This window comes from Crenobacter oryzisoli (assembly GCF_030385785.1).
GTDB classification, from domain to species: domain Bacteria; phylum Pseudomonadota; class Gammaproteobacteria; order Burkholderiales; family Chromobacteriaceae; genus Crenobacter_A; species Crenobacter_A oryzisoli.
Genome location: NZ_JAUEDK010000021.1, coordinates 42996 through 68263, shown reverse-complemented (window position 1 = coordinate 68263; position 25268 = coordinate 42996). Strand labels below are relative to the sequence as shown.

General features: G+C 65.8%; 29 protein-coding genes and 4 tRNA genes. 19 read left to right on the top strand and 14 right to left on the bottom strand.

Annotated elements, in window-relative coordinates; translation table 11 throughout:
• Positions 1 to 37: 37 nt before the first annotated feature.
• The 3 genes from gshB to QU481_RS12760 all read left to right on the top strand — a co-directional run bounded on the left by gshB (position 38) and on the right by QU481_RS12760 (position 2482).
• Positions 38 to 997, top strand: coding sequence for a glutathione synthase (gene gshB / locus QU481_RS12770; RefSeq protein WP_289830403.1), 960 nt, complete (start codon positions 38 to 40; stop codon positions 995 to 997).
• Positions 998 to 1080: 83 nt separating this feature from the next.
• A complete protein-coding gene (locus tag QU481_RS12765) occupies positions 1081 to 2049 on the top strand; it encodes an FAD:protein FMN transferase (RefSeq protein ID WP_289830402.1) in 969 nt (322 codons plus the stop codon).
• Positions 2050 to 2098: 49 nt separating this feature from the next.
• On the top strand, positions 2099 to 2482 hold the full coding sequence (locus QU481_RS12760) for a diacylglycerol kinase (protein WP_289830401.1): 384 nt from the start codon (positions 2099 to 2101) through the stop codon (positions 2480 to 2482).
• A gap of 152 nt (positions 2483 to 2634) precedes the next feature.
• On the opposite strand, the gene QU481_RS12755 is transcribed toward QU481_RS12760, so the two are convergent.
• The 5 genes from QU481_RS12755 to dprA all read right to left on the bottom strand — a co-directional run bounded on the left by QU481_RS12755 (position 2635) and on the right by dprA (position 7780).
• Entirely contained in the window at positions 2635 to 2928 is a 294-nt protein-coding gene (locus QU481_RS12755) for an Mpo1-like protein (protein WP_289830400.1), read from the bottom strand.
• 114 nt (positions 2929 to 3042) lie between these two features.
• Entirely contained in the window at positions 3043 to 3432 is a 390-nt protein-coding gene (locus QU481_RS12750; RefSeq protein WP_289830399.1) for a hypothetical protein, read from the bottom strand.
• A gap of 224 nt (positions 3433 to 3656) precedes the next feature.
• Positions 3657 to 5972: a type I DNA topoisomerase gene (gene topA / locus QU481_RS12745; protein WP_289830398.1), complete on the bottom strand. Its 2316-nt coding sequence runs from the start codon at positions 5970 to 5972 to the stop codon at positions 3657 to 3659.
• Positions 5973 to 6193: 221 nt separating this feature from the next.
• Positions 6194 to 6652, bottom strand: a complete 459-nt coding sequence (locus tag QU481_RS12740) for a Smg family protein (protein ID WP_289830397.1) — start codon at positions 6650 to 6652, stop codon at positions 6194 to 6196.
• A gap of 33 nt (positions 6653 to 6685) precedes the next feature.
• Complete coding sequence (gene dprA, locus QU481_RS12735) at positions 6686 to 7780, bottom strand: DNA-processing protein DprA (protein ID WP_289830395.1); 1095 nt, start codon at positions 7778 to 7780, stop codon at positions 6686 to 6688.
• A 214-nt stretch (positions 7781 to 7994) separates the two neighbouring features.
• Here dprA and def point away from each other — a divergent pair, with 214 nt between their 5' ends.
• The 8 genes from def (at position 7995) to QU481_RS12695 (ending at position 16747) form a co-directional block, all read left to right on the top strand.
• Positions 7995 to 8498 (top strand): peptide deformylase, encoded by a 504-nt coding sequence (gene def / locus QU481_RS12730; protein WP_289830394.1) that lies wholly within the window; start codon positions 7995 to 7997, stop codon positions 8496 to 8498.
• Positions 8499 to 8581: 83 nt separating this feature from the next.
• Positions 8582 to 9502 (top strand): methionyl-tRNA formyltransferase, encoded by a 921-nt coding sequence (fmt, locus tag QU481_RS12725; RefSeq protein WP_289830393.1) that lies wholly within the window; start codon positions 8582 to 8584, stop codon positions 9500 to 9502.
• Positions 9503 to 9652: 150 nt separating this feature from the next.
• Complete coding sequence (gene htpX / locus QU481_RS12720; RefSeq protein WP_289830392.1) at positions 9653 to 10504, top strand: zinc metalloprotease HtpX; 852 nt, start codon at positions 9653 to 9655, stop codon at positions 10502 to 10504.
• A gap of 111 nt (positions 10505 to 10615) precedes the next feature.
• Positions 10616 to 11866, top strand: coding sequence for a 16S rRNA (cytosine(967)-C(5))-methyltransferase RsmB (gene rsmB, locus QU481_RS12715; RefSeq protein ID WP_289830391.1), 1251 nt, complete (start codon positions 10616 to 10618; stop codon positions 11864 to 11866).
• Positions 11829 to 12446 carry a DUF4390 domain-containing protein gene (locus QU481_RS12710; RefSeq protein ID WP_289830390.1) on the top strand — a complete coding sequence of 206 codons (618 nt, stop codon included), beginning with the start codon at positions 11829 to 11831 and terminating at the stop codon, positions 12444 to 12446. Before rsmB ends, QU481_RS12710 begins: the two co-directional genes overlap by 38 nt.
• Positions 12446 to 14554: a sensor histidine kinase gene (locus QU481_RS12705; RefSeq protein WP_289830389.1), complete on the top strand. Its 2109-nt coding sequence runs from the start codon at positions 12446 to 12448 to the stop codon at positions 14552 to 14554. The genes QU481_RS12710 and QU481_RS12705 overlap by 1 nt, the downstream gene beginning before the upstream one ends.
• A complete protein-coding gene (locus QU481_RS12700) occupies positions 14554 to 15834 on the top strand; it encodes a sigma-54-dependent transcriptional regulator (protein ID WP_289830388.1) in 1281 nt (426 codons plus the stop codon). Before QU481_RS12705 ends, QU481_RS12700 begins: the two co-directional genes overlap by 1 nt.
• A gap of 151 nt (positions 15835 to 15985) precedes the next feature.
• A complete protein-coding gene (locus QU481_RS12695) occupies positions 15986 to 16747 on the top strand; it encodes a HesA/MoeB/ThiF family protein (RefSeq protein ID WP_289830387.1) in 762 nt (253 codons plus the stop codon).
• 200 nt (positions 16748 to 16947) lie between these two features.
• Here QU481_RS12695 and QU481_RS12690 read toward each other — a convergent pair whose 3' ends face one another.
• The 7 genes from QU481_RS12690 to QU481_RS12660 all read right to left on the bottom strand — a co-directional run bounded on the left by QU481_RS12690 (position 16948) and on the right by QU481_RS12660 (position 20707).
• Positions 16948 to 17439 (bottom strand): TlpA family protein disulfide reductase, encoded by a 492-nt coding sequence (locus QU481_RS12690; RefSeq protein WP_289830386.1) that lies wholly within the window; start codon positions 17437 to 17439, stop codon positions 16948 to 16950.
• Between the two features lie 26 nt (positions 17440 to 17465).
• The gene (locus tag QU481_RS12685) at positions 17466 to 17873 is read right to left on the bottom strand and encodes an acyl-CoA thioesterase (protein ID WP_289830385.1); all 408 of its coding nucleotides are present in this window, start codon (positions 17871 to 17873) and stop codon (positions 17466 to 17468) included.
• A gap of 87 nt (positions 17874 to 17960) precedes the next feature.
• The gene (locus QU481_RS12680; protein ID WP_289830384.1) at positions 17961 to 18350 is read right to left on the bottom strand and encodes a VOC family protein; all 390 of its coding nucleotides are present in this window, start codon (positions 18348 to 18350) and stop codon (positions 17961 to 17963) included.
• 15 nt (positions 18351 to 18365) lie between these two features.
• The gene (locus QU481_RS12675) at positions 18366 to 18737 is read right to left on the bottom strand and encodes a VacJ (RefSeq protein ID WP_289830383.1); all 372 of its coding nucleotides are present in this window, start codon (positions 18735 to 18737) and stop codon (positions 18366 to 18368) included.
• A 27-nt stretch (positions 18738 to 18764) separates the two neighbouring features.
• Positions 18765 to 19634: a TonB family protein gene (locus QU481_RS12670; protein ID WP_289830382.1), complete on the bottom strand. Its 870-nt coding sequence runs from the start codon at positions 19632 to 19634 to the stop codon at positions 18765 to 18767.
• A gap of 90 nt (positions 19635 to 19724) precedes the next feature.
• On the bottom strand, positions 19725 to 20189 hold the full coding sequence (locus QU481_RS12665; RefSeq protein ID WP_289830381.1) for a Dps family protein: 465 nt from the start codon (positions 20187 to 20189) through the stop codon (positions 19725 to 19727).
• An 83-nt stretch (positions 20190 to 20272) separates the two neighbouring features.
• The gene (locus tag QU481_RS12660) at positions 20273 to 20707 is read right to left on the bottom strand and encodes an FxsA family protein (RefSeq protein ID WP_289830380.1); all 435 of its coding nucleotides are present in this window, start codon (positions 20705 to 20707) and stop codon (positions 20273 to 20275) included.
• A 13-nt stretch (positions 20708 to 20720) separates the two neighbouring features.
• Here QU481_RS12660 and cutA point away from each other — a divergent pair, with 13 nt between their 5' ends.
• The 6 genes from cutA (at position 20721) to QU481_RS12630 (ending at position 21974) form a co-directional block, all read left to right on the top strand.
• The gene (gene cutA, locus QU481_RS12655; RefSeq protein WP_289830379.1) at positions 20721 to 21044 is read left to right on the top strand and encodes a divalent-cation tolerance protein CutA; all 324 of its coding nucleotides are present in this window, start codon (positions 20721 to 20723) and stop codon (positions 21042 to 21044) included.
• 120 nt (positions 21045 to 21164) lie between these two features.
• Positions 21165 to 21240, top strand: a tRNA-Lys gene (locus QU481_RS12650).
• Positions 21241 to 21264: 24 nt separating this feature from the next.
• Positions 21265 to 21340: transfer RNA gene (locus QU481_RS12645), tRNA-Lys, on the top strand.
• Between the two features lie 10 nt (positions 21341 to 21350).
• Positions 21351 to 21426, top strand: a tRNA-Lys gene (locus QU481_RS12640).
• Positions 21427 to 21437: 11 nt separating this feature from the next.
• A tRNA-Lys gene (locus QU481_RS12635) sits at positions 21438 to 21513 on the top strand.
• Positions 21514 to 21638: 125 nt separating this feature from the next.
• Positions 21639 to 21974 carry a hypothetical protein gene (locus QU481_RS12630; protein ID WP_289830378.1) on the top strand — a complete coding sequence of 112 codons (336 nt, stop codon included), beginning with the start codon at positions 21639 to 21641 and terminating at the stop codon, positions 21972 to 21974.
• Between the two features lie 58 nt (positions 21975 to 22032).
• On the opposite strand, the gene pyrE is transcribed toward QU481_RS12630, so the two are convergent.
• A complete protein-coding gene (gene pyrE, locus QU481_RS12625; RefSeq protein ID WP_289830377.1) occupies positions 22033 to 22674 on the bottom strand; it encodes an orotate phosphoribosyltransferase in 642 nt (213 codons plus the stop codon).
• Positions 22675 to 22748: 74 nt separating this feature from the next.
• Between pyrE and QU481_RS12620 the strand changes: the two genes are divergently transcribed.
• Together QU481_RS12620 and QU481_RS12615 are read left to right on the top strand one after the other, a co-directional pair.
• The gene (locus tag QU481_RS12620) at positions 22749 to 23522 is read left to right on the top strand and encodes an exodeoxyribonuclease III (RefSeq protein ID WP_289830376.1); all 774 of its coding nucleotides are present in this window, start codon (positions 22749 to 22751) and stop codon (positions 23520 to 23522) included.
• Position 23523: 1 nt separating this feature from the next.
• Positions 23524 to 24117, top strand: a complete 594-nt coding sequence (locus tag QU481_RS12615) for an alpha/beta hydrolase (RefSeq protein ID WP_289830375.1) — start codon at positions 23524 to 23526, stop codon at positions 24115 to 24117.
• Positions 24118 to 24291: 174 nt separating this feature from the next.
• Here the strand turns inward: QU481_RS12615 and QU481_RS12610 are convergent, their stop codons facing one another.
• Positions 24292 to 25128 (bottom strand): sulfurtransferase, encoded by an 837-nt coding sequence (locus tag QU481_RS12610; protein ID WP_289830374.1) that lies wholly within the window; start codon positions 25126 to 25128, stop codon positions 24292 to 24294.
• Positions 25129 to 25268 lie beyond the last annotated feature (140 nt).

Genomic DNA, 25268 nt, shown 5'->3' with positions numbered 1-25268 from the left:
CCGCTGCGGGCGCCTGCCGCGCCCCGGAGACCCCCCAATGCGCATCCTGTTCATTGCCGACCCGCTCGACCACTTCAAGATCTACAAAGACACTACCTTCGCCATGATGGAAGAGGCGGCCCGGCGCGGCCACGCGCTGGCGTTCTGCGAGGCGCGCGACATCGCAGTCGAGGGCGGCCGCGTGCTGGCCGACACCGTCAAGCTGACGCTGACCGCAGGCCATTCCGGCGAACAGAAGCACTGGTACAAGCTCGGCGAAGTCGAACGCTTGCCCTTGTCGTCGTTCGACGCGGTGCTGATGCGCAAGGACCCGCCGTTCGACCTGGAATACCTGTACGCCACCCAGCTGTTGACGATGGCCGAGCAGCAGGGCGCACGCGTGTTCAACAGCGGCCAGGCGATGCGCGACTTCAACGAGAAGCTCGCGATCCTGAATTTTCCCGACTACTTGGCGCCGACGCTGGTGTCGCCCGACATCAACAGGCTCCGCGCCTTTATCCGCCTGCATCAGGACGTGATCCTGAAGCCGCTCGACAGCATGGGCGGCGACAGCATCTTCCGCGTCAACCCGCAGGACCCGAACCTGGCGGTGATCCTCGAAACCATCGCTCACCGCGGCCGTCGCACCGTGATGGCGCAGCGCTACATCCCCGAGATCAAGCAGGGAGACAAGCGGGTGATCGTGATCGCCGGCAAGCCGGTCGAATATTGCCTGGCGCGGGTGCCGCAGGTCGGTGAGACGCGCGGCAACCTAGCCGCCGGCGGCACCGGCATCGCGCAGCCGATCTCGGCGCGCGACCGCGAGATCGCCGAGGCGCTCGGCCCGGAGTTGGTGCGCCGCGGCATCCTGTTCGCCGGCCTCGACGTGATCGGCGACTACCTCACCGAGGTCAACGTCACCAGCCCGACCTGCTTCCGCGAGATCATGGAACAGAGCGGCACCCCGGTGGCATCGATCTTCATCGACGCGCTGGAAGCAGCGTGCGGCAAGGGCTAAAACGCTTTCGGCCAATTTTGTTGGCCGTGCTGCTGCTGGCCGGCTGCAAAGCATCCGCGCCGCCGTACAAGCGGGAAGCGTACGTGTTCGGCACCCACGTCGAGGTGACCGTCGCCGGCCTGCCCGAGGAGCAGGCAGAACACGTGGTGCGCTCGGTGCTGGCCGACCTCGACCAGCTGCACGTCAAACTGCACCCGTGGCGACAGGACGGTGCGCTGTTCAAGGTCAATCAGGCGATCGCCGCCGGCCGACCGGCTACGGTCGATGCCGAGCTAGCCGGGCTGATCCGCGACGGCGCGCGTTTCGAATCCTGGTCGGACGGCCTGTTTGCGCCGGGCATCGGCAAACTGGTCGCGCTCTGGGGCTTTCACGCCGACAGCTTCGCGCCGGTCACGCCCGACCCGGCCGAAGTCGCCCGGCTCGCCGCCAGCCGGCCCAGTCTCGCCGACCTGACGATAGACGGCGACCGGCTCACCAGCCGCAACCGCGAGCTCTCGCTCGACTTCGGCGGCTACACCAAGGGCTTGGCGCTCGATCGGGCACGCCGCGAACTCCTGGCGGCCGGCGTGCGCTCGGTGCTGGTCGACATCGGCGGCGACGTGATCGCGCTGGGCAAACAGCCGGACGGCACGCCGTGGAAGGTCGCCATCCAGCACCCGCGCAAGAGCGAGGCGATGGCGGTATTGGCGCTCGCCGACGGCGAGGCGGTCGCCACCTCGGGCGACTACCAGCGCTACTTCAGCGACCGAGGCGGCCGGCATTGCCACCTGGTCGACCCGCGCGACGGCAGCACCGACTGCAAGCTGCAGGCGGTCACCGTGCTGATGCCGGCCGGCCCCGAGGCTGGCGCCCGCGCCGACGTGGCGGGCAAGCCGATCTATTTCGCCGGCCCTGCCGGTGCCGGCCGTTACGCGGCACGCTTCGGCACGCCATACGTGCTCTTGATCGACGCCGATGGCACCGCCTGGGTCAGCCCGGCGTTCGACAAGCGGCTCGAATGGCTCGCTGCGGCACCGAAGCAGCGCCGCACACTGGCCATGCAGCTGTCCTGATTCTATCCTTGTCCGCTTTCCGTAACTGTCCGGGCCGAGCCCACCTGCGATGACCACTCCCGACCCTGCCAGCCCGTTCAAGGGCAAGACCGGCGTGAAGCGCCTCTTCAACGCCCTTGGCTACTCTCTCGATGGCCTGGCCGCTGCGCTGCGCCACGAGGCGGCGTTCCGCCAACTGCTGCTGCTGGCGGCGATCCTGATCCCTCTCGTGTTCGTGATCGATGCCAGCCGCGCCGAGCGCGCGATTCTGGTGGCGAGTTCGCTGGCGACGCTGGTGATCGAACTGTTCAACTCGGCGATCGAGGCGACGGTCGACCGCATCTCGCTGGAGCGCCACCCCCTCGCCAAGCGCGCCAAGGACCTGGGCAGCGCCGCGCAGCTGCTGGGCTTGGTGAACCTGGCGGCGATGTGGGGGCTGGTGTTGTTCGGCTGAGCGGGATTCGGTCAACGTGGGCGGCATTTAAGCGCTACCCAAGTCGCTAACAAAGCCCAGCGAAGCGGTCCCGGCTAGTCGCGCTGCCGCAGACAGTACAAGTTGTACGGCAAGGCAGCGCAACGACGCCGGGAGGGCTTTGTTAGTGACCTTCAATGCCAGTGCTGGCCGCGCAGCATCTGCCCATACATCACCCAGTCGGCGGCGAGGCTCAGCCACGGATGGCGGAAGGTCGCCGGGCGGTTGTGCTCGAAGAAGAAATGGCCGACCCAGGCAAAGCCGTAGCCGGCCAGCGGCGCCAGCCACAGTAGCGCCCAGTGTCGGGTCAGCAGGGCAGCGAGCAAGATGGCGAGCACCAAGCTGCTGCCGACAAAGTGCAGGCGGCGGCAGATAGGGTTGGCATGTTCGCCGAGATAGAAACGGTAGAAACGGTCGAAGTCGGCCATCGTGCTGATCCGGGAGAGGACATGCTGGCAGCTTAGTCCGTCCAGAGGCACAAATGATACCCCCGGCCGTAGCCGGGGGAGAGGAGGTTGGCCGAACGCCTATGGGGTGGGCGTTCAGTCGTCCAGACGACGATAGATGAAACCGGGAAAGACCCGTATGGCGCCGCGCGGCATTTCGTCCACCTCGTCCTCATGGCCGACCAGCCCCCAGTGCGCACCGCGTCCCGCCAAAGTGCGGTACACCGGGTAACCGGACCGGTAACCGATCAGCTCGTGGCCACGGAAGTGGTCGAGCGACAACAAAGGCTGGCTGTGGCAGTCGACGAACATCGCGGCAGTATCGGCGTCGCGTGCGATCACCGCCAGCTGCTCGCGGTCGGCCACCACCAGGCCGCAAAACACCACCAGCAGTACCACGGCCAACAGCGGCCACGCTTCGGTGGCGAAGAAAATGACGGCGAGTATCGCTGCTCCGCCGAATAGGGATTGGCTGTTGATCTTCATTAGGGCACCGCACGCCGTTGACGCGCACCCATAGCAAACGCCGCCTTGCAGCGGCGTTTGATATGCCTAAGAAGGCATTCCGGCCCGTCTTGGCGCCGTACTGGCCAGGATCACCCTGACCTTCCAAAGGGGGCCAACCACTCCCCACGAACCCAGTATAGTGGCTGAATCCCAGTTTTGGTAAATAAAATCAAGGGTTTGCCAAACCGGATCGGGTAGGGCGCTTAGTCGGCGGCGCCCTCCGGTGCGGCTTCTTCCTTGCCTTCCGGTGGGGCGATTTGCACCGCGTAGCCGCATTCCTTCTGCGGGCACACCTTCTCGGTGCCACGACGCTTGGTGGTCTTGATCGTCAGGATCGGCCAGCCGCACTGCGGGCACGGTTCGGCGATAGGCGGGTTCCAGGTCGCGTACTTGCACTTCGGATAGGTGTTGCAGCTGTAAAACAGCTTGCCGTAGCGGCTCTTGCGCTCGATCAGGTGGCCGGTCTTGCACTCCGGGCAGGTGACGCCGGTGTCCTTCGGCTTCTCCAGCGGCTCGATGTGCTTGCACTTCGGGTAGTTGGCGCAGCCGATGAACTTGCCGTACTTGCCCTTCTTGATCAGCAGTTGTCCGCCGCATTCCGGGCAGTCGCGGCCCTCGACCAAGGTCGGCTCTTCGGCCGCGGCGGCGGCGCTCTCGGCCGTCTCGTTCATGTCGCGGGTGTAGTCGCACTCCGGGTAGCCCGAGCAGCCGATGAAGCGGCCGCGTCGGCCGAAGCGGATCATCAGCGGCTTCTGGCACTTCGGGCAGGCCTCGTCGAGGTTCTCGGTGGTCACCTCGGCGCGCGAGATGCCTTCCTTCTCGGTGATCTGCTTCTTGAAGCCCTTCCAGAAGCTGTCCATCACCGGCACCCACTGGCGCTGGCCGCTGGCGATCTCGTCGAGCTGGTTTTCCAGCTTGGCGGTGAAGTTGTAGTCGACGTACTGCGCGAAGTGCTCGGTCAGGAACTTGTTGACGATGTCGCCGGTGTCGGTCGGCTCGAAGCGCTTCTTGTCGAGCGTAACGTACTCGCGGTCCTTCAGCGTCGAGATGATGCTGGCGTAGGTGGACGGGCGGCCGATGCCGTACTCTTCCAGCGCCTTCACGAGCGATGCCTCGGTGAAGCGCGGCGGCGGCTGGGTGAAGTGCTGCTCGCCGTACAGCTTGTCGACCGGCAGCGTCTCGCCTTCCTCCAGCACCGGCAGCTTGGCGCTGTCCTCGTCCTCGGCGTCGTCGACGTCTTCCTCGTACACGGCGAGGAAGCCGGCGAACACCAGGACCTGGCCGGACGCACGGAACACCGCTTCGCCGACCGCGATGTCAATGCCGGTGGTGTCGAACTTGGCCGGGGCCATCTGGCACGCCAGCGTGCGCTTCCAGATCATCTCATAGAGCTTGAACTGGTCGGAGGTGAGGAACGGCTTCACCGCCTCCGGGCTGCGGTACACCGAGGTCGGACGGATCGCCTCGTGGGCTTCCTGGGCGTTCTTCGACTTGTTCTTGAACGCCACCGGGCTCTTCGGCAGGAAGGCCGGCTCGAACTTGTTCTCGATGTAGTGGCGGATCTCGGTGATCGCCTCGGCTGCCAGCGCCACCGAGTCGGTACGCATATAGGTGATCAGACCGACGGTACCCTGGCCGACGTCGATACCCTCGTACAGCTGCTGGGCGGTACGCATCGCGCGGTCGGTGGTCATGCCGAGCTTGCGCACGGCTTCCTGCTGCAGCGTCGAGGTGGTGAACGGTGCGGCTGGATTGCGGGTCTTTTTCTTCTTTTCGATCGCGGCAACGGTGGCGCTCTGGCCGGCCAGCCGTGCCAGGATCGCGGCCTGTTCGGCCTCGTTCGGGATGTCGAACTGTTCGAGCTTCTTGCCGGCAAGCTGGGTCAGCTTGGCCGAGAACTTGGTGCGGCTCTTGTGGCTGTCCAGGTGTACCGACCAGTATTCCTGCGCGGTGAAGGCGCGGATCTCGTTCTCGCGCTCGCAGATCAGCCGCAGTGCCGGGCTCTGCACCCGGCCGGCCGACAGGCCGCGACGGATTTTCTTCCACAGCAGCGGCGACAGGTTGAAACCGACCAGGTAGTCGAGCGCACGGCGCGCCTGCTGCGCGTCGACCAGGTCCTGCGCGATGTCGCGTGGGTTCTGGATCGCCTCGAGCACCGCGTTTTTGGTGATCTCGTGGAACACCACGCGCTGGGCGGTCTTGTCCTTCAAGAGCTTCTTGCCGTTGAGGATCTGCACCAGATGCCAGGAAATCGCCTCGCCTTCGCGGTCCGGGTCAGTCGCCAGGTAGACATGGTCTGCTTCGCGCACCGCGCTGACGATCGCGTCGACGTGCTTGCTGTTGCGCGCGATCAGCTGGTACTTCATCGCGAAGTCTTTGTCCGGGTCGACCGCGCCGTTCTTCGGCACCAGATCGCGCACGTGACCGTAGGAGGCGAGGACTTCGAAGTCCGCGCCCAGGTATTTTTTCAGTGTCTTCGCCTTGGACGGCGATTCGACAATCAAGAGGCTTGAAGGCATGTCCGCGTGCACCATTGAACCTGCGCGTCGTGCGCAGGCTGACACATCCTGTATCCGTCAAAGAAAACAAGAGCGCAAGGGGCGCTCTTGTCGGGGTTGTTCGTCATTGACCGCTTGGATCAGATGGGGCGGGATGGTAGAGCAGCCTCCGCCCCCCTGCAAGCTTGGGGTTGTGAGGGAATATTACAATCGTTCAGTCGCGGCTTTTGTTCAGGTATCCGTTACTGCATGGTCGGTTCGCCGTGGATCACCGCCAAGAGGTCCTCGCCGAGCAGGAAGGGAAGCTCGGCCTTCTGGCTCCACAGCACCATCAGCGCGACCAGCTTGACCGCCTGCACGGTGATCTCGTCGTCGGGCAGCGCCAGCAGGCGATCGATGGTCAGTTCGCGCTGCGCCGGCGTCAGGCCGCCCTCGGTCTCGAGGAACTGCAAGAGGCCGCGCACCGCAGTCGGCAGGCGCTTGATCTCGGACTCGGCGTACAGGCGCAGGCTGACGCCCTCGTTGGCGCCAGCGTAGGCTTCGTCGCCCAGCTCGGACAGCGTGTCGAGCCAGTTCAGCGCGTCGTCGATGTCTTCGTCTTCGAAGCCGGCGGCCGACAGGTGGCGCGACAGGTCCTCCCGCTCGGGGCAGGTGTCGAGGTCCTGGTACTCTTCGAGGAGGAAAACTAATACGTCAAACATTGGATCTCACAGCGGGGAAAAGGTGGCTTGGGTTCAGCCAAGGCGCTGGAAGCGGCCACCGGGCAGGCTTGCGACCCGACCGGCCAGTTCCTGCTCAAGCAGCATCGCGTAAACCTGCTGGGCCGTCAACCCGAGGCGCACGGCCAGGGTGTCGGCATCGACCGGCTCGAAGCCGAGCGCGGCAAGCAGCGGCGTCTCCGCTTCGGCCGGCTGGGGCGGCTCGGTCGCGGCGGCGCGGCGGCGTGGCTCCGCTTTCGGCACGGCCGGCCGGCCCACCTCGTCGAGCACATCGTCGACCGTCTCGACCAACTTCGCCCCTTCTTTTAGCAGACGATGACAGCCGCGCGCCTGCGGATTGTGGATCGAGCCGGGGATCGCCAGCACCTCGCGGCCGGCCTCGGCGGCGAGCCGGGCGGTGATCAGCGAGCCGGAGTCGACGCTCGCCTCCACCACCAGGCAGCCGCGCGTCAGTGCCGCGATGATGCGGTTGCGGCGCGGGAAGTTGCCGGCCAGCGGCCGGATACCGAGCGCGAATTCGGACACGATCAGCCCCGCTTCGGCGATCTGCTGCGCCAGCACCTTGTTGCCGGCCGGGTAGACGCGGTCGATGCCGGTGCCGATCACCGCCACGGTGCTGGCCGGCTGCGCCAGGGCGCCGCGATGCGCGGCGGCGTCGACGCCGGCGGCGAGCCCAGACACCACGGTGTAGCCGGCGCCGGCCAGGCCGGCGGCAAATGCCTCGGCGTCGCGGCAGCCCTGCGGAGTGGCATGGCGGCTGCCGACCACCGCCAGCATCGGCCGGGCCAACAACTCGCGCCGACCGCGTAGGAACAGCAGCGGCGGCGGGCCGTGGCTGGCGGCCAGATCGGGGGGGTAGTCGTCGTCGAGCAGCGTCATCAGGCTGCAGCCGGGCTGCTCGGCCCAGGCGAGCGCGGCGGTGACCGATTCGGCGGCGGCATCGCCCTTCAGCGCGTCGGCGGCTTCGCGGCCGATCAGTGGTTCGAGCTGGCTGCGGCTGGCGCGGCAGGCGCTGGCGGCCGAGCCGAACGCCTCGATCAGTTTCAGGAAGCCGACCGGTCCGACCCCGGGGGTCAGAGCCAGCGTCAGCCAGTCATGCGGTGTGGACATCGCTACTCCGTGGATACGCCATCGCGACGATCGGCGCGGTTTGGCCGAGGATCAACGCGAAAAGGGGCGTTATAATACTTTTACGCATGAAGAATGCCCCAATATAAACGGGAAGCGCCGCAATTGGCGGCGCGGCCCGTCGGCCATTCTATTCAATTGTCATTACTATCGGTACGCCTGGAGGCAGGCGACAACCACTGGAGCGATACGGCGCATGGCCCTGCTGAACATTTTGCAATATCCCGATGAACGCCTGCACAAGGTGGCCAAGCCGGTCGCCGAGGTGGACGAGCGTATCCGCACGCTGATCGACGACATGGCCGAGACCATGTACGCCGCGCGCGGCATCGGCCTGGCGGCGACGCAGGTCAATGTGCATGAGCGCGTGCTGGTGATCGACCTGTCCGAAGAGCACAACGAGCTGGCCGCGTTCGTCAATCCGGAAATCATCGAGAAGGACGGCGAGCTTGTCTACGAGGAAGGCTGCCTGTCGGTGCCCGGCATCTACGACAAGGTGACCCGCGCCGAGCACGTGAAGGTGCGCGCGCTGGGCCGCGACGGCCAGCCGTTCGAGGTGGAGGCGCACGGCCTCTTGGCCGTCTGCCTGCAGCACGAGATCGATCACCTCAATGGCCATGTGTTCGTCGAGTACCTGTCGCGGCTCAAGCAGGACCGCATCAAGGCCAAGATGAAGAAGCACGAACGCAACAACCTCTGAGCCCGGGCGCCCGAGGCGCCGGGCTTGGCCGAACCTTCGGGGGCAGCAGTGTGCTGCCCCCTTCTGATTTATAAAGGGCTCTCATGAAGCTGATTTTTGCCGGTACTCCCGAATTCGCCGCCCAGGCGCTGGCCGCGTTGATCGCCGCCGGCCACGAGATCGCGCTGGTGCTGACCCAGCCCGACCGTCCGGCCGGTCGTGGCATGAAACTGAAACCAAGCCCGGTGAAGGCGCTGGCGCTGGAGCACGGCCTGCGCGTCGAGCAGCCGCTCAGCCTGAAGACCGAGGAGGCGCAGTCTATGCTCGCCGAGATCGGTGCCGAGCTGATGGTGGTAGCCGCCTACGGGTTGATTTTGCCGCGCGCAGTGCTGGAGATCCCGGCGCGCGGCTGCCTGAACATCCATGCGTCGCTGTTGCCGCGCTGGCGTGGCGCCGCGCCGATCCAGCGTGCGATCGAGGCGGGCGATAAGGAGACCGGCATCACCATCATGCAGATGGACGTCGGTCTCGACACCGGCGACATGCTGTCCATCTACCCGGTGGCGATCGCCGCCGACGAGACCGGTGCCAGCCTGCACGACAAGCTGGCCGAAATCGGCGCGCACGCGATCGTCGACACGCTGGCGAAGCTCGACGGCCTGACCCCGGTGAAGCAGCCGGAAGAGGGCGTCACCTATGCGCAGAAGCTTTCCAAGGCCGAGGCGCAGCTCGATTGGAACCAACCGGCGGACGAGCTGGCGCGGCGCATCCGTGCGTTCAACCCGGTGCCGGGCGCGGTGACCGTGCTCGCCGGCGAACCGGTGAAGCTGTGGCTGGCCGAGGTGGTGGCAGGGCAGGGCGAGCCGGGCGAGGTGCTGGCGGCCGACACGGACGGCGTGGTGGTGGCTTGCGGCAGCGACGCGGTGCGCGTCACCGAGTTGCAGGCGGCCGGTGGCAAGCGCCTGGCAGCGCGCGATTTCGCCGCGGGGCGGCCAGGTCTGGTCGGCAGCCGGCTCGGCGCCTAGAGCGGTCAACAAACTTCTCCCGGCGTTGTTGCGCTGCCTTGCCGTACTACTTGTGCTGTCTGCGGCAGCGCGCCTAGCCGGGACCGCTTCGCTGAGTATTGTTAACGGCTCTCGGCGACGCCATTCAGACTTTTTCAAGGGAGGCAGCGGATGGACAACTGGTTGAAGACCAGCGTGTTGATGGCGGCGATCGTCGCGCTGTTCATGGTGATCGGCGGCATGATCGGCGGCAAGAGCGGCATGCTGATGGCGCTGCTGTTCGGCGGCGCGATGAATGTGTGGGCGTGGTGGAACTCCGACCAGATGGTGTTGCGCATGTACAACGCGCAAGAAGTCGACGCGCAGTCGGCGCCGGAGTTCTACGGCCTGGTGGCCGAGCTCGCCCAGCGCGCCGGCTTGCCGATGCCGCGTGTCTACGTGATCCACGAGGAGCAGCCGAACGCCTTCGCCACCGGCCGCGACCCGCAGCATGCCGCGGTGGCCGCCACAGCCGGCATCATGCGCATGCTCGACTACCGCGAGCTTCGCGGCGTGATGGCGCACGAGCTCGCACACGTTCAGCACCGCGACACCCTGCTGTCGACCGTGTCGGCGACGATGGCCGGCGCGATTTCGGCACTGGCGAACTTCGCGATGTGGTTCGGTGGACGCGACGAGAACGGTGAGCCGGTCGGCCTACTGCCGCGCCTGGCGGTCGGCCTGTTGGCGCCGCTGGCGGCCAGTCTGATCCAGATGGCGATTTCGCGCGCGCGCGAATTCGAGGCCGACCGAGGCGGGGCGGCGATCTCGGGCGACCCACTGGCGCTGGCGAGCGCACTGCAGAAGATCGAGTACTACGCGCAGGGCATCGCGATGCCGACCGCCCAGGCGCATCCGGAGACCGCACAGATGATGATCATCAACCCGCTGTCCGGCGAAGGCTTGGCCGGCCTGTTCCGTACCCACCCCGAGACGGCCGAGCGTATTGCCCGCCTGCACGACATCGCGCGCGGCGTCGGCTGAGGACGGCTTTTGTCACCGGCTGGGTTCTCGCCTATCATTCGGCCAACCTTTTCGAACCACCGGCCACAGTCGGCAGCGACTGTGGCCGGCGCATTTCTAGCGAGACTTTCCATGGCAAGCATTCAGTCGTTGGCCGCCGACATCCTCGGCCGCATCGACGAGGGGCGCACCCTGACCGAGGCGCTCGACGCCGCCTTTCGCCGCGCAGGCGACTTGTCGCCGAGCAACCGCGGCGCGTTGCAGGACATCGCCTACGGCAGCGTGCGGCATCTGGCCGAGCTGAAATTCTGGCTGCGCAAGCTCGTGCCGCGACCGCTGCCCGAGCCGGCAATCGAGCGGCTGCTCTTGGTGGCGCTGTACCAGCTGGCGCACACCCGCGCCGCACCGTACGCAGTGGTCGACAATGCGGTGCGCGAGGCGGAGAAGCTGGCGCGCGGCAAGTTCAAGAGCCTGGTCAACGGCGTGCTGCGCAACTTCCAGCGCCAGCAGAGCGAGCTCGCCGCCGCCGCGGCGCGCGATGCGGAAGCCGCCAGCAACCACCCGCGCTGGTGGGTAGACCGGCTGAAGGCTGCCTATCCGAACGATTGGCAGTCGGTGATCGCGGCGAGCAACGCGCATCCGCCGATGACCTTGCGCGTCAACCGCCGCCACGACAATGCCGCCGGCTATATCGCCAGCTTGGCCGAACAGGGCATCGTCGCCGAGGCGCTCGACGACAGCGCGGTGCTGCTCGCCAAGCCCTGCAATGTGCGCGAGCTGCCGGGCTTTGCCGAGGGGAAGGTGTCGGTGCAGGACTGGGGCGCGCAGCAGGCGGCCCGCCGCCTCGATCTTGCCGATGGCCAGCGCGTGCTCGACGCCTGCGCAGCGCCGGGCGGCAAGACCGGCCACATCCTCGAGAGTGCCGACGTGAGCCTGACTGCGCTCGACGTCGATGCGGCGCGGCTAGAACGGGTCAGCGACAACCTGTCCCGCATTGGCCTGAGCGCCGACGTGCGCCAGGGTGACGCGGCCAAGCCGGAGACCTGGTGGGACGGCGTGCCATTCGACCGCATCCTCGCCGATGTGCCGTGTTCGGCCAGCGGCGTGGTGCGTCGCCATCCGGACATCAAGTGGCTGCGCCGCCCCGGCGACTTCGCCGAACTGGCGCGTCAACAGGCGGCAATGCTCGACGCGCTGTGGCCCTTGCTCGCTTCGGGCGGCAAAATGCTTTACGCTACCTGTTCGATTTTCCCTGAAGAGAACCGTAAGCAGCTCGATGCCTTCCTGGTCCGTCATCCCGATGCGACCTGTTCCGGCGATGAGCAGCTATTGCCATGCGATCGTCATGACGGCTTTTATTACGCGCTGCTTGAAAAGCATTAACCTGCTCGTCCTGCTGGTCGGGCTGGCGTTGGTGCCGCTGATTAGCCGTGCCGAGTCGATCGAGGTGCGCCGCGCCGAGGCCGAGATGACCAGCGACGGTCAGCTGTCGCTGAGCACCCGCTTCGGGCTGCGCCTGCCTGCCACCCTGTCTCAGGCGCTTGCGCAGGGCGTGGTGTTGAATTTCCGGCTCGAGTTCGAGCTGACCCGTCCACGCCTCACTGCCTACCGGCTGAAACTCGGCAGCTGGTTCGATCCGACCGCTTCGATCGACTTCAAGCTCAGTTACCACAGCCTGACCAATCGCTATCGCGTCTCGATCGGCAGCCTCGCCAATCACTACGCAACGCTGAACGAGGCGCTCAACGCCACCGGTGCGATCACCGGTTGGCGGGTGCTCGATTCGGGCACGCTCGATGGCCTGAAGCCCGGCGACGTCGCCGGCCGGGTGAGGCTGATGCTCGACTTCGGCGAGCTGCCCAAGCCGTTCCAGTTCAACGCGCTCGGCTCGTCCGACTGGGCGCTGTCCTCGGGATGGGCCGACCTGACCATATTGCCGGCGCACCCGGCCGGAGCCGGCTGATGCGCCAGGTCATCCTCGCCGTCGCCACGCTCGGCACCATCCTGCTCTACCTGTTGGCGCTGTCCACCGGTAATACCTCGAAGTTGGCCGAATATTACTGGTGGGTGTTCGGCCTGAACGCGCTCTTGTTGACCGGCCTGGTCGGCGTGATCGCCCGCCAGTTGCTCAGGCTGCGCCGCCGCCTGAAGCAGCGCGAGTTCGGCGCCAAGCTGACGCAGAAGCTCACCGTGATGTTCGCGCTGGTGGCATTGATGCCCGGCGTGCTGGTGTTCACTATCTCGGCGCAGTTTCTGACGCGCAGCATCGAAAGCTGGTTCGACGTGCGGGTGGAGAGCGCGCTCGACCGCGGCCTGGATCTCGGTCGCAACGCGCTCCATGCGATGCTTGAGGATGTGTCGCGCAAGTCGCGCGTGATCCTCGACGATGTGTCCGATACGCCGGACGGCCTGCTGCCGTCGCGGCTGGAGCGACTGCGCGAACAGCTTGGCCTGTCGGAGGTGTCGGTGTTCAGCCGTGACGGCCAGCTGATCGGCTTCGCTGCCGCCCAGGCGTCCGCGGTCCCGGTGCCGCCATCTCGCGAGGCGATCCGTCAGGTCACGCTGCGCCGACCGCTGGAGACGATAGAGAACGAGGGCGACCGCAGCCTGGTGCTGCGCGTGCTGGCGAGCTATCGCACGCTCGACGATCAGCCGCGCATCCTGGCGGTGCGCCAGAGCGCGCCCGACCGCATCGCCCGTGACGCCTCGCTGATCGAGAATGCCCGCTCCGAGTACCGTCAGCTCCTGATCTCGCGCGACGGGCTGAAGACCTTCTACATGCTGACGCTGCTGCTCTCGTTCCTGTTGGCGCTGACCGCGGCGCTGGCGTTCGCGCTGTTCCTGTCCGAGCGGCTATCCGCACCGCTGTCGGAGCTGGCCGCCGGTACCCGGGCGGTGGCGCAGGGCGACTTCTCCAAACGTCACCCGGTGTACCGGCGCGACGAGCTGGGCATGCTGACGACCTTGTTCAACCGGATGACGCAACAGCTCGAGGAGGCGCGCCACAGCGCCGACGAGAACCGCCGCCAAGAGGAGGCGGCCAAGCTCTACCTGGAGAGCATCCTCGCCAACCTGACCGCCGGGGTGATCGCGTTCGACGCCAGTTGGCATCTGCGTGCGGCCAATACCAGCGCGGCGCACATTCTCGGCATCGATTTCTCCGAACTGGTAGCCGAACCGTTTACCGCCTGGGCGACGCTGAAGCCGGCCATGTCGCCGCTGATCGACATCGTGCGCGAGAAGGCCGCCAGCGCCAAGAAGGGCCAGTGGCAGCAACAGTTCGACTATGTGACGCCGAAAGAATCGCTGATCCTGCTGGCGCGCGGCACGCCGCTGCCGGAGCGCTCGGGCAGCGGCTATGTGGTGGTGTTCGACGACATCACCGAGCTATTGCGCGCCCAGCGCGACGCCGCGTGGGGCGAGGTCGCCAAGCGGCTCGCACATGAGATCCGCAACCCGCTGACGCCTATCCAGCTCGCCGCCGAGCGTCTGGCGATGAAGCTGTCCGACAAGCTCGCCGGCCCCGATGCCGACATGCTGCGCCGTTCGACCGACACCATCGTCAAGCAGGTGGGAGCGCTCAAGGGCATGGTCGATGCGTTCCGCGACTACGCCCGCGCGCCGCGCACACAGCTGTCGCCGCTCGATGTGAACGGGGTGATACGCGAGGTGCTGACGCTGTATGAGGCTAACCCGGCGCTACGGGTCGACCTCGTCGCCGGGCCGCTCCGGATCATGGGCGATGCGGCATTGTTGCGCCAAGTGCTGCATAATCTGTTGCAAAACGCACAGGATGCGGTCCTTGACGTTGACATCCCGATGATTCACATTAGCAGCCGTCTGGTTGGCCATGAGGCGCAACTGTGCGTCGAGGACAGCGGGTCGGGTTTCAGCCCCGACATCCTGCCGCGCGCTTTCGAGCCCTACGTGACCAACAAGCCAAAGGGGACTGGTCTCGGTTTGGCAGTGGTGAAAAAAATAATAGAGGAACATCACGGTGCGATCACGCTTAGCAACGCCGAACCACATGGCGCGCGCATTCTTATCACCTTGCCGTTGCTGGAGGCTTAATGCGTAGCAGCGATATCTTGATTGTCGATGACGAAATCGGCATTCGCGAGCTTCTGTCGGAGATTTTGCAGGACGAGGGTTATTCGGTCGCTCTGGCCGAAAACGCCGAGGTGGCGCGCCAGTTGCGCAACCAGATCCGCCCGGCGCTGGTGCTGTTGGACATCTGGATGCCGGACTGCGACGGGGTGACCCTGCTCAAGGAGTGGGCGAAGTCCGGCCAGCTGAACATGCCGGTGGTGATGATGTCGGGCCACGCCAGCATCGACACCGCGGTCGAGGCGACCCGCATCGGCGCGTTCGACTTCCTGGAAAAACCGATCGCGCTGCAGAAACTGCTGGCGACGGTGCAGCGCGGCCTCAAATACGGCGACATGCAGGCCAACACCTCACTGTCGCTCGACAAGCTCGGCAAGAGCGAACCGATCCAGGAGCTGAAACGCCAGCTCGAGCGGGTGTCCAAGGTCAAGTCGCCGGTGTTGTTGACCGGCGAGCCGGGGTCCGGCTTCGAACTGGTGGCGCGTTTCTTCCATCAGGGCAACACGCCATGGGTGACGCCGGCCAAGCTCGAGCAGCTCGCCGACGCGCCGCTGGAGCTCTTGCAGAAAGCCAATAACGGCGTGCTGTTCCTGCCCGAGATCGGCCAGTATCCGCGCCGCATCCAGCAGGGCCTGCTGTTCCTGCTCTCCAAGCTCGACCGCTTCAACGTGCGGCTGGTGTGCTCGTGCAGCCGCCCGCTGCAGGAGCTGCTGGTCGACCCGGAGTGCGACAACCGCCTGCTGACCGCGCTCTCCAGCGTGATCGTGCCGATCCCGCCGCTGCGCGAGCACGCCGAGGACATCATCCACCTGGCCGAGCAGCTGCTGACCGAGCTGGTCGAGTCCAAGCAGGTGCCGCCGCGCAAGCTGACCACCGCGGCGCTGAACGCGCTGCGCCAGTACGACTGGCCGGGCAACCTCGAGCAGCTTCGGAGCATCCTGAAGAGCATCGCGCTGACCGCCGAGGCCGACGCGATCGATGCGCCGGAGGTCAGCAAGGTGCTGGCGCAGTTCAAGCACGAGAAACCGGTGGAAGAGACCGGCTTCGACTTCAACCTGCCGCTGCGCGAGCTGCGCGAGCAGCTGGAGCGCCGCTATTTCGAGTACCACATCACGCTCGAGAACGGCAATATGAGCCGGGTGGCGCTGAAGGTCGGCCTGGAGCGGACGCACTTGTACCGCAAGCTCAAACAGCTGGGGATCAAGTTCTCGCGTCGCACCGCCGAGGAACCGTCCTCGTCCTGAGCCGCGCAGGGATGACACGCCCGGTCCGCCCCATTTTGCACGGGGCCGGCCGGGCGTTGTCGCGTATACCGGCAGGGCGTCTTGAACTAGAATTGTTCTCCTGTCGCCGTTGCCCTCTGCCCGCCCCGGCTTCCTCATTCCAGACCCAATCATGACTGAACTCAACGACCAGGCGCTGCTGCGCTACAGCCGCCATATCCTGCTGCCGGAAATCGATATCGAGGGCCAGCAGCGCCTCCTCGGCGCCCGCGCGCTGGTGGTCGGCGCGGGCGGGCTCGGCTCGCCGGTGGCGCTGTACCTGGCCAGTGCCGGCGTCGGCACCATCACCATCGCCGACGACGACGAGGTCGAGCTGACCAATCTGCAGCGCCAGATCGCGCACGATATGGCGAGCCTCGGCGTCAACAAGGCCGAGTCGGCGGCGCGGCGCATGCGCGCAATGAACCCGGACATCCGCATCGTGCCGCTGGCGGCGCGGCTCGATGCGGCCGCGTTGGCCGAACGGGTGGCCGAGCACGATGTGGTGCTCGACTGCTGCGACAACTTCGCCACCCGCCACGCGGTGAACGCCGCTTGCGTCGCCGCCGGGGTGCCGCTGGTGTCCGGCGCGGCGGTGCGCTTCTCCGGTCAGCTGGCGGTGTTCGACACGCGCGACGCGGCGTCGCCGTGCTACCACTGCCTGTTCCCGGACGAGGGCGAGGCCAGCGACGGGCCGTGCGCCACCTTTGGCGTGCTGGCGCCGCTGGTTGGCGTGGTCGGCTGCCTGCAGGCGGTCGAGGCGATCAAGCTGTTGGCCGGGATACGGCCGACCCTGGGGCGGTTGACGCTGTACGAGGCACTGTCGGGCGAGTTCCGCGCGATGAAGGTACCCCGCGACCCGGCCTGTCCGGTGTGCGCGAACCGTCCGGCCTGAACCGACGGCATTGGCCGAAGCAACAAAAAAACCCCGCGATGCGGTAATGCCGTTCACTTAAGGAAAAAGCACCGCCCACCAAGGTGGAAAAACGGTGCTTTTTTGTTACTTCCAAGCGTTCTTCGAAGCTAAAATCCGGACTGAACGGCTTAAGTGAACGGCATTACCGCGATGCGGGGCTTTTTGCTTGCAGGAACAGCCTACGCCTTCAGCGCCTGCTCGATCAGGCCGCGCAGCTCGGCGAAGTTCGGTTCGCCGACGTAGCGCTTGATCACCTTGCCGTGCTTGTCGATCAGGAAGGTGGTCGGCGCGAGCTGGATGTCGCCGAAGGCCTTGGCGATGGCGCCGTTGGTGTCGAGGGTGACGAAGAACGGCAGCTTGTTGTCGGTGACGAAGGCCTTCACATAGTTGGGCGGGTCGTAGCTCATCGCCACCGCCACGGTTTCGTAGCCCTGCGGCGCGTAGCGCTCGTGCGTCGCTTTCAGCTTCGCCATCTCGGCCACGCAGCCGGTACAGCTGGTCGCCCAGAAATTGACCAGTACCACCTTGCCCTTCAGCGAGCTGGTGCTGGCGGTCTGACCGGTCAGCGAGGTGTAGCTGACCTCGGGGGCCGACTCCTTGTCGAAAAACACGGTGTACGCGACCAGTGCGGCTACAGCCACGCCGATCAGGGCAAACAAAACCTTCTTCATCGCAGTCGTTCAAGCATGGGGGTGGATCATTCGTCCTGCATCGCTTCGAGAAGTTCCTTCAGGGTTCCCTCGAGCGGCACGGCTTTCTGTTGTTGGCCATCGTACACGACAAAGGTCACGTCCGCTTCGGCGACCACGGTGTCACTGCCGTCGATGCGCACCACCTGGTGCATCACCGCGCTGCGTCGGCCGACGCTCTTTACCGAGGTATCGATCGCCAGCACCTCGTTCATCGTCGCCGCGCGCCGGTAGTCGATATTGATGTTGACCACCACCAGCGCCAGGCCCGACTGCAGGAACCACGGCAGGTCGCCGCGTTCTTCGAAGAAGCTCCAGCGTGCTTCCTCGAGGAACTCCAGGTAGCGGGCGTTGTTGACGTGGCCATACAGGTCGAGGTGATAGCCGCGGACCTTGATCGTCGTACTGTGAGTCATGTGTTTCCCCTTGCTTTCTCGTGATGGGGCCGGCGCAGTGTCTGCCGGCGGGTGTCGCGACCTTCGGCCGGGCTGGCCGGGTCGCGTTTATTCTGTTGGGGCGGCGAAATTCAGTTCCACGCCGTTGCCGGCCGGGTCGAGGAAGAACAGCTGGCGCACGCCGCTGCCCGGTACCACCGCTTGCTGGTAGGCGATGCCGAGCGCATCGAGCTGGGCTGCCATGGCCGTCGGGTTGGTCGCGTGAAACGCGACGTGGTCGAAGGTGCCGCCGGCATGCACGATACGCATCTCATCGGGGGACGCTTCGGTCAGATGCAGCACCGGCTCGGTCCCGGCGTACAGCCAGTAGCCGAAGCGTGCGAACGGCGGGCGCGGCCCGTCGGCGAGACCGACGGCGGCGATGTAGAACGCCCTCAGCTCGTCGAGCAGCGCGCGCGGGGCGCGCAGATTGTAGTGATCGAGGCCGAGGGCGGGCATGGGCGGAATCTCGCTTCAGGCTTCCGGCAGGTCGAACGGCACGAAGGCTTCGCGCTCCAGCGCCTCGTCGACCAGGTCGGTCAGCACCGGGTGGATCTCGATGTCGAACCACTCGGCGAACAGCGCCGGGGTCAGCGGGGTTGGCCACAGCGCCTCGTCCTCGCACCAGTCGGCCAGTTCGGCGGCGAACAGGCTGGCGTACTGCTCGATGACAAAGGCTCGCGCCTCGTCGGCATCGTCGGCCGGCGGTACCAGCAGGCCGTTGCAGCCCTTTTGCAGTTCGGCCAGGGGCAGCGCGGCGACATGGCTGCCTGGCAACCCCTGCAGCCAGGCCAGGAACGGTGCCTTCGGTTTGATCAGCGCGAGGCTGCGGTTGACTTCGTACATGGCATCTCTCCGGAACAAACGGCTAGCTTAGCCGCCAGCGAAGCGGTTGTCGCGGGTGAAGTTCCAGCGGCGGACGATTTCCAGCGCATTGGCGCGCGCTGCCAGCTGCGCAGGGAATGGTGCGAACGGCGCAGCCATTTTCACGAGATCGATCGCCGCCTGATTGATGGCTGGCTGACCGGAGCCGCGGCGCAGCTTCACGGAGCGCAAGGCACCGCTGCTGTCGATCACTACCGCCAGCTCGAGCGATGCCTCCTGGTCACGCGCAACCTCCGGGTAGTTGAGTGTGCCCAGCCGCTCCATCTTCAGCCGCCACGCCTCGACATAGCTCTTCCACTCGACACCGGTGGCGCTGCGGCCATAGACCAGCAACTGGCGGGCTCCATTGCTGCTGGAGTCGGTGGCGCTGTCGTCGTCCGAGCCGTCGAGTGCGCGGGCGGCATTGCGGCCCTGGGCAAGCAGACTCTGTGCGCTGAAATGGCCGCTACCGGTCGGGGCGGGGCTGTCTGGCTCGGCCTGGGCGGGACGCGCGTGCCTGGCTGGGCGGGGGAGGTTCGGTGTCGCCGGTGGTGTATCGAGGCGGCTCGGCGCCGGCTTGGGCGGTGCGACATGATGCACCGGGACCTTGCGCGATGGCTGGGCAGGGAGACGATGGCTGATCACCGGCGGCGGCACCGCAGCAGCCGGCGGTACGACCTGTTCGGCAGGCGGCGCCGACTTGGGCATCGGGGAGGCCAGCGTCACGGAGAGTCGCGCCGGCGGCGGGGGCAGGCTTGGCTGCCAGCTGAGCGGACGCATCACCAGCAACAGCATGTGCACGGCGAGCGAGGCCAGCAGCATCACCGCTAGGGGACGCCACGGGGTCGGGAAATGTGAGCTAAATACTTGGTTGGACATGAAAAAACCCGGTCATCGTCGCTAGTCTAGCATGATCCGGGTGGCTGTCATGCCATGCCCGTCGCCCGGCTGGCACGTCATGGCATCGGTTTATTTTTCCAGCAGGCTGCGCAGCATCCACGCCGTCTTCTCGTGGATCTGCAGGCGCTGGGTCAGCAGGTCCGCGCTCGGCTCGTCGCTGGCCTTGTCGACCACCGGGAAGATGCTGCGGGCGGTACGGCAGACCGCTTCGTGGCCGTCGACCAAGAGCTTGATCATCTCTTCTGCCTTCGGCACGCCGGCGGTTTCGGGAATGCTGGAGAGGCGGGCGAACTCGCTGTAGGTGGCCGGTGCCGGGAAGCCCAGTGCGCGGATGCGCTCGGCGATCGCATCGACCGCCAGCGCCAGCTCGTTGTACTGCTCTTCGAACATCAGGTGCAGGGTGCGGAACATCGGGCCGGTGACGTTCCAGTGGAAATTATGGGTCTTCAGGTAGAGCGTATAGCTGTCGGCTAGGAGGCGAGACAGGCCCTGGGCGATGTCGGCGCGATCTTGCTCGTTGATTCCGATATCCATGAAGCATCTCCTTGTGACGGCAGGGGGCCTGCCTGGCATTGCCCGGACGACACCTTGGCTGGGCGTGGCCGGGGCGAAAGAGGTCAGTGCAGATGGCGGTTGCGGTCGACGGTCTCATCCACCCGGGTATATTCACCTTCGATGGCATCGCTGTCGGCGCCGGTGTGCGTTTCCCCCGGTCCGCTGCGCATCGTGATGCTCGGGCCTTTCAGCGGCAGCAAGAGGAGCACCGCCAACACGTCGGAGATCAAGCCGGGAATCAGGAAGAATACGCCGGCAAGCACGTAGCGCAACGGCCACAGCAGGCTGTACAGCGACACCTGCTCGCCCTGGCGGAACACCGCACCGAGCGTCAGCAAGGCGCCGACCTTCTGGTTGCGCAGCATCGTCAGACCGAGCAGCGCCGAGGCAATCACGAACAGCAGCGTCCAGCCGGCGCCGATCTTGTCGGCCAGCATCACCAGCGTGGCGATCTCGGCAAACGGGTACAACAGCAGTAAAAGCAATAATCCACGCATCGAAGGAGCCACTATGAAAATTTCAGTTGTATTGTGTACGGTCCCCGACGCGGCGACCGCCGAGCGGCTGGCCCGCACGCTGGTCGAGGAGGGGCTGGCGGCCTGCGTCAATCTCCTGGCACCGTGCCAGTCGGTGTACCGCTGGCAAGGACAGTTGGAGAGTGCGAGCGAGGTGCCGCTGATCATCAAGACGACGACGGAACGCTATCCGGCACTGGAGGCCCGCCTCGTCGAGCTGCACCCGTACGAGGTGCCGGAAATCCTGGCCTTGCCGGTCGAGGCCGGCCTGCCATCCTATCTAACATGGGTGGGCGCCGAGACCAATTCAAGGGGCTGATGGCAAATTCGGCGCGTTGCGCGGGCGGTGGTCGTCATTTTGCCATAGGAATATTTTTCGGCCATGACAAAAAAGGCTTGACCCAGCGCGCCGCCGCTCTGTATAGTTGCGGCCTCTCGAGGGTCGTTAGCTCAGCTGGTAGAGCAGCGGACTTTTAATCCGTTGGTCGCAGGTTCGAATCCCGCACGACCCACCATCGAGAACCCAGGCTTTAGTTTGGGGGTCGTTAGCTCAGCTGGTAGAGCAGCGGACTTTTAATCCGTTGGTCGCAGGTTCGAATCCCGCACGACCCACCATCTTGACGATGGGCTGTTAGCTCAGTTGGTAGAGCAGCGGACTCTTAATCCGTAGGTCGAGTGTTCGAGCCACTCACAGCCCACCATACCGCCTGCCGGGTCGTTAGCTCAGCTGGTAGAGCAGCGGACTTTTAATCCGTTGGTCGCAGGTTCGAATCCCGCACGACCCACCACGTGAATTTTGAAAAACCCCTGCCCAACGGCAGGGGTTTTTTGCTTTGGGCCTCATTGAGTCAACTAGCTCACACTCGGCATAATGTCCGTCGACAGTCTTTCGAGCCCATTTCAAGGAGTGATCATGAGCGGTGTTGCAACCCGAGCTGGCCTGGCGCTGCTGGCCGGCCTGTGGCTGGGCGGCGCGTTGGCGCAGACGGCCGACGAACAGCTGTTGTCGGCACAGATGGCGTTTCAGGATGCCAGCAGCCGTGTCAACGGCGCCAAGATGACGCTGAAGAGCGCTGAAGACGCCAAGAAATTGGCTGATGGGCGACTCGCTGACGCGCAGGCGGCGGCACAGAAGGCCGCTGCCGACCTAGCCGCCGCGCAGAGTGCCAAGAGTGCTGCCGACAGCGTGGAGCGTCAGGCGACCCAGGCGTTGAACGCGGCCTGGCAGCGTAAGGAAAGCGGCGGCTGATGGCAAAACGGCCCGCGCGGCGTAAGCCGGCGGGCCGTGATCGTATCGCTGCTAGCGCTTACTTGACGCCGTATTCGGTGCGATAGGCTTCGACCGCGGCCAGGTTGGCGGCCAGTTCCGGGCTGTCGCCGAGGAAGGCGAGGATGTCTTCCAGCGTAGCGATGGTGATCACCGGCAGGCCGTACTGCTGCTCGACTTCCTGCACCGCCGACAGCGCGCCGGTGCCACGCTCCATGCGGTCGAGCGCGACCGCTACGCCGGCCGGTTCGGCACCCGCGTCGCGGATCAGCTGGATCGACTCGCGCACCGCGGTGCCGGCGGTCATCACGTCGTCGACGATCAGTACGCGTCCCTTCAGGGGGGCACCGACCAGCACGCCGCCCTCGCCGTGGTCCTTGGCTTCCTTGCGGTTGTAGGCGAACGGTAGGTTGCGGCCGCCTGCGGCCAGCGCCATGCCGGCGGCGGCGGCGAGGATAATGCCCTTGTAGGCCGGGCCAAACAGCATGTCGAACTGCAGATTGCTGGCGTTGATCGCCTGGGCGTAGAACTGCGACAGCTTCAGCACGCTCTCGCCGTCGTTGAACAGGCCGGCGTTGAAGAAATAGGGCGACTTGCGCTTGGACTTGGTGATGAACTCACCGAATTTGAGCACCTGCTTCTCGAGCGCAAAACGAATAAAATCCTGACGAAAATCGCTCATCGTATTCCTCTGACTATTACAAGCATCTGATTGGTCGGCAAAAAATCGCCGGCAAGGATACCACGGGAGACCCCATGCTTCGAATCGTTTCGGCCAACCTCAACGGCATCCGCTCGGCGGATCGCAAAGGCTTCTTCGACTGGATGGAGGCCAGCGGCGCGGACGTGGTCTGCGTGCAGGAACTGAAGGCGCAGGACGGCGACCTGTCCGAGCGGATGCGTGCGCCGGCCGGCTACCAGGGCCTGTTCCACTACGCCGAGAAGAAGGGCTACAGCGGCGTCGGCCTGTACAGCAAGCGCACCCCGGACCGGATCGAGGAGGGCCTGGGCATCGCCGAGTTCGATGCAGAGGGCCGCTACCTGCGCGCCGACTTCGGCAACCTGACGGTGATCTCGCTGTACCTGCCGTCCGGTTCCAGCAGCGAGGAGCGCCAGGATGTGAAGTTCGCCTTCATGAAAGTGTTCCTGCCGCACCTGGAGGAGCTGTTCGAGGCCGGCCGCGACATCGTGATCTGCGGCGACTGGAACATCGCCCACCAGGAAATCGACCTGAAGAACTGGAAGGGCAATGTGAAGAACTCCGGCTTCCTGCCCGAGGAACGCGCCTGGCTGACCGATCTGTTCCACCGCGTCGGCTGGGTCGACGTGTGGCGCACGCTCTACCCGGAAGTGCCCGGCTACACTTGGTGGAGCAACCGCGGGCAGGCGTATGCCAAGGACGTCGGCTGGCGCATCGACTACCACATCACCACGCCGGGCATCGCCGCCAAGGCGCGCGACGCGAGCGTCTACAAGGACGTGAAGTTCTCCGACCACGCCCCGCTGACCGTCGATTACGACTGGAGCTGAGATGTTTGACGAAGACATTACGCTGGTCCTGGTGCCCGGCTGGGGCAATTCCGGGCCGCAGCACTGGCAGAGTCACTGGGAGAAGGGCTATCCGCTGGCGGCATGGGTTGAGCAGCGCGACTGGCTGTACCCGAGCCGCGATACCTGGGTCGCAGCGTTGGCCGACACCATCGCCACAGTCGACGGCCGAGTGGTGGTCGCCGCGCACAGCCTGGGCTGTCACACCGCAGTCGAGTGGCTGCTGTCAGCCCCGCTGGCCGAACAGTGTCGGGTGCAGGGCATGCTGCTGGTCGCGCCGCCGGCGCTGCCCATCCGTGCCGAGCAGGCGCGTGCGAGCGGTGAGCTGCCGGACGATGCACCACTGCCCGACTTCGCCGGCTTCGAGGCACCGCGCCTGCAGCGCCTGCCGGTGCCCACGTTGATGGTGGCGAGCCAGGACGACCCGTTCTGCGACTTTGCCGAGTCCCGGCGGATGGCCGAAGGCTGGGACGTGCCGCTGATCGACGCCGGCAGGGCCGGCCACATGGGCAGCGATAGCGGGCTCGACAGCTGGCCGGCAGGCCAGAAGCTGTTGCAGCGGCTGATGCTGGGCTAGCCACCAACAAAGTACTCCCAGCGTTGATGCCCTGCCGTACTGCTTGTACTGCCTGCGACAAGGGCGTCTAGCTGGGATCAGCTATGCGGGACGTTGTTAGCACCCGGTAGCAATGAAAAAAGCCGGCGCAAGCCGGCTTTGTTGCATCGACCGTTGTCCGGCCAAGTTTAGCGCTCAGCGTGCCACCGGGCGAGCAGGGTCGCTGCACCATTCGCTCCACGAGCCTGGGTAGAGCCGGCTGCCGGCGAGGCCTGCGTGTGCCATTGCCAGCAGGTTCACACAGGCCGACACGCCGCTGCCGCACTGGTGCACCACATCGGCCGGCTCGCGACCGCCGAGCAGCGCCAGCCATTCCTGGCGCAGTTGTTCGGCTGGCTTGAAGCGGCCGTCGCCGCTCAGGTTGTCTTGGAAGAAGCGGTTGGCCGCGCCGGGGATATGGCCGCCGACCGGGTCCATCGTCTCGCCCTCGCCGCGGAAGCGCTCCTGTGAGCGGGCGTCGACGACCAGGAAGTCGTTTTGGCTCAGGTTGGCGAGCACGGCATCGACGTCGACGCTGTCGCAAATCGCGCTACGCGGCGCGAATCGGGTCGGGTGGCTGGCCGGTGCGTCGGCCGTGAGCTGGCCGCCATTGGCCTGCCAGGCGGCAACGCCACCGTCGAGCACTGCGATCGCATCGTGGCCCAGCCATTTCAACAGCCACCAAGCGCGCGACGCGTACAGGCCACCGGCGTCGTCGTACGCGACCACCTGGGTGGACGGGGTAATGCCGAACGCGCCGAGCACCACCGCCAGGCGCTGACCATCCGGCAGCGGATGGCGACCGTTCTGCCCGGTCTTGGTGCCGGACAGGTGGTAGTCGAGATTCAGATAGTGTGCCCCCGGCAGATGGCCGGCGTCGTAGACCTGCTGGCCCCAGCCGGGATCGGTCAACTTGAAGCGGCAGTCGAGGATCACGGTCTGCGCCGGCGGCAGGGCGGCGAGTTGTTCGGCGCTGATTAGTGTGGTGTACATGGCGTCTCCATCGGAATGGCACGCCACGGTGAGCGGCGCGCGGGAGCGCACCCTGGGGAGGGTGCCGGGCGGAGCCGCTTGCGAGCCGGCCATGCTGGCCGGCTTGGGAGCGGTTCCCATGCTGATGGATTAGCCTACAA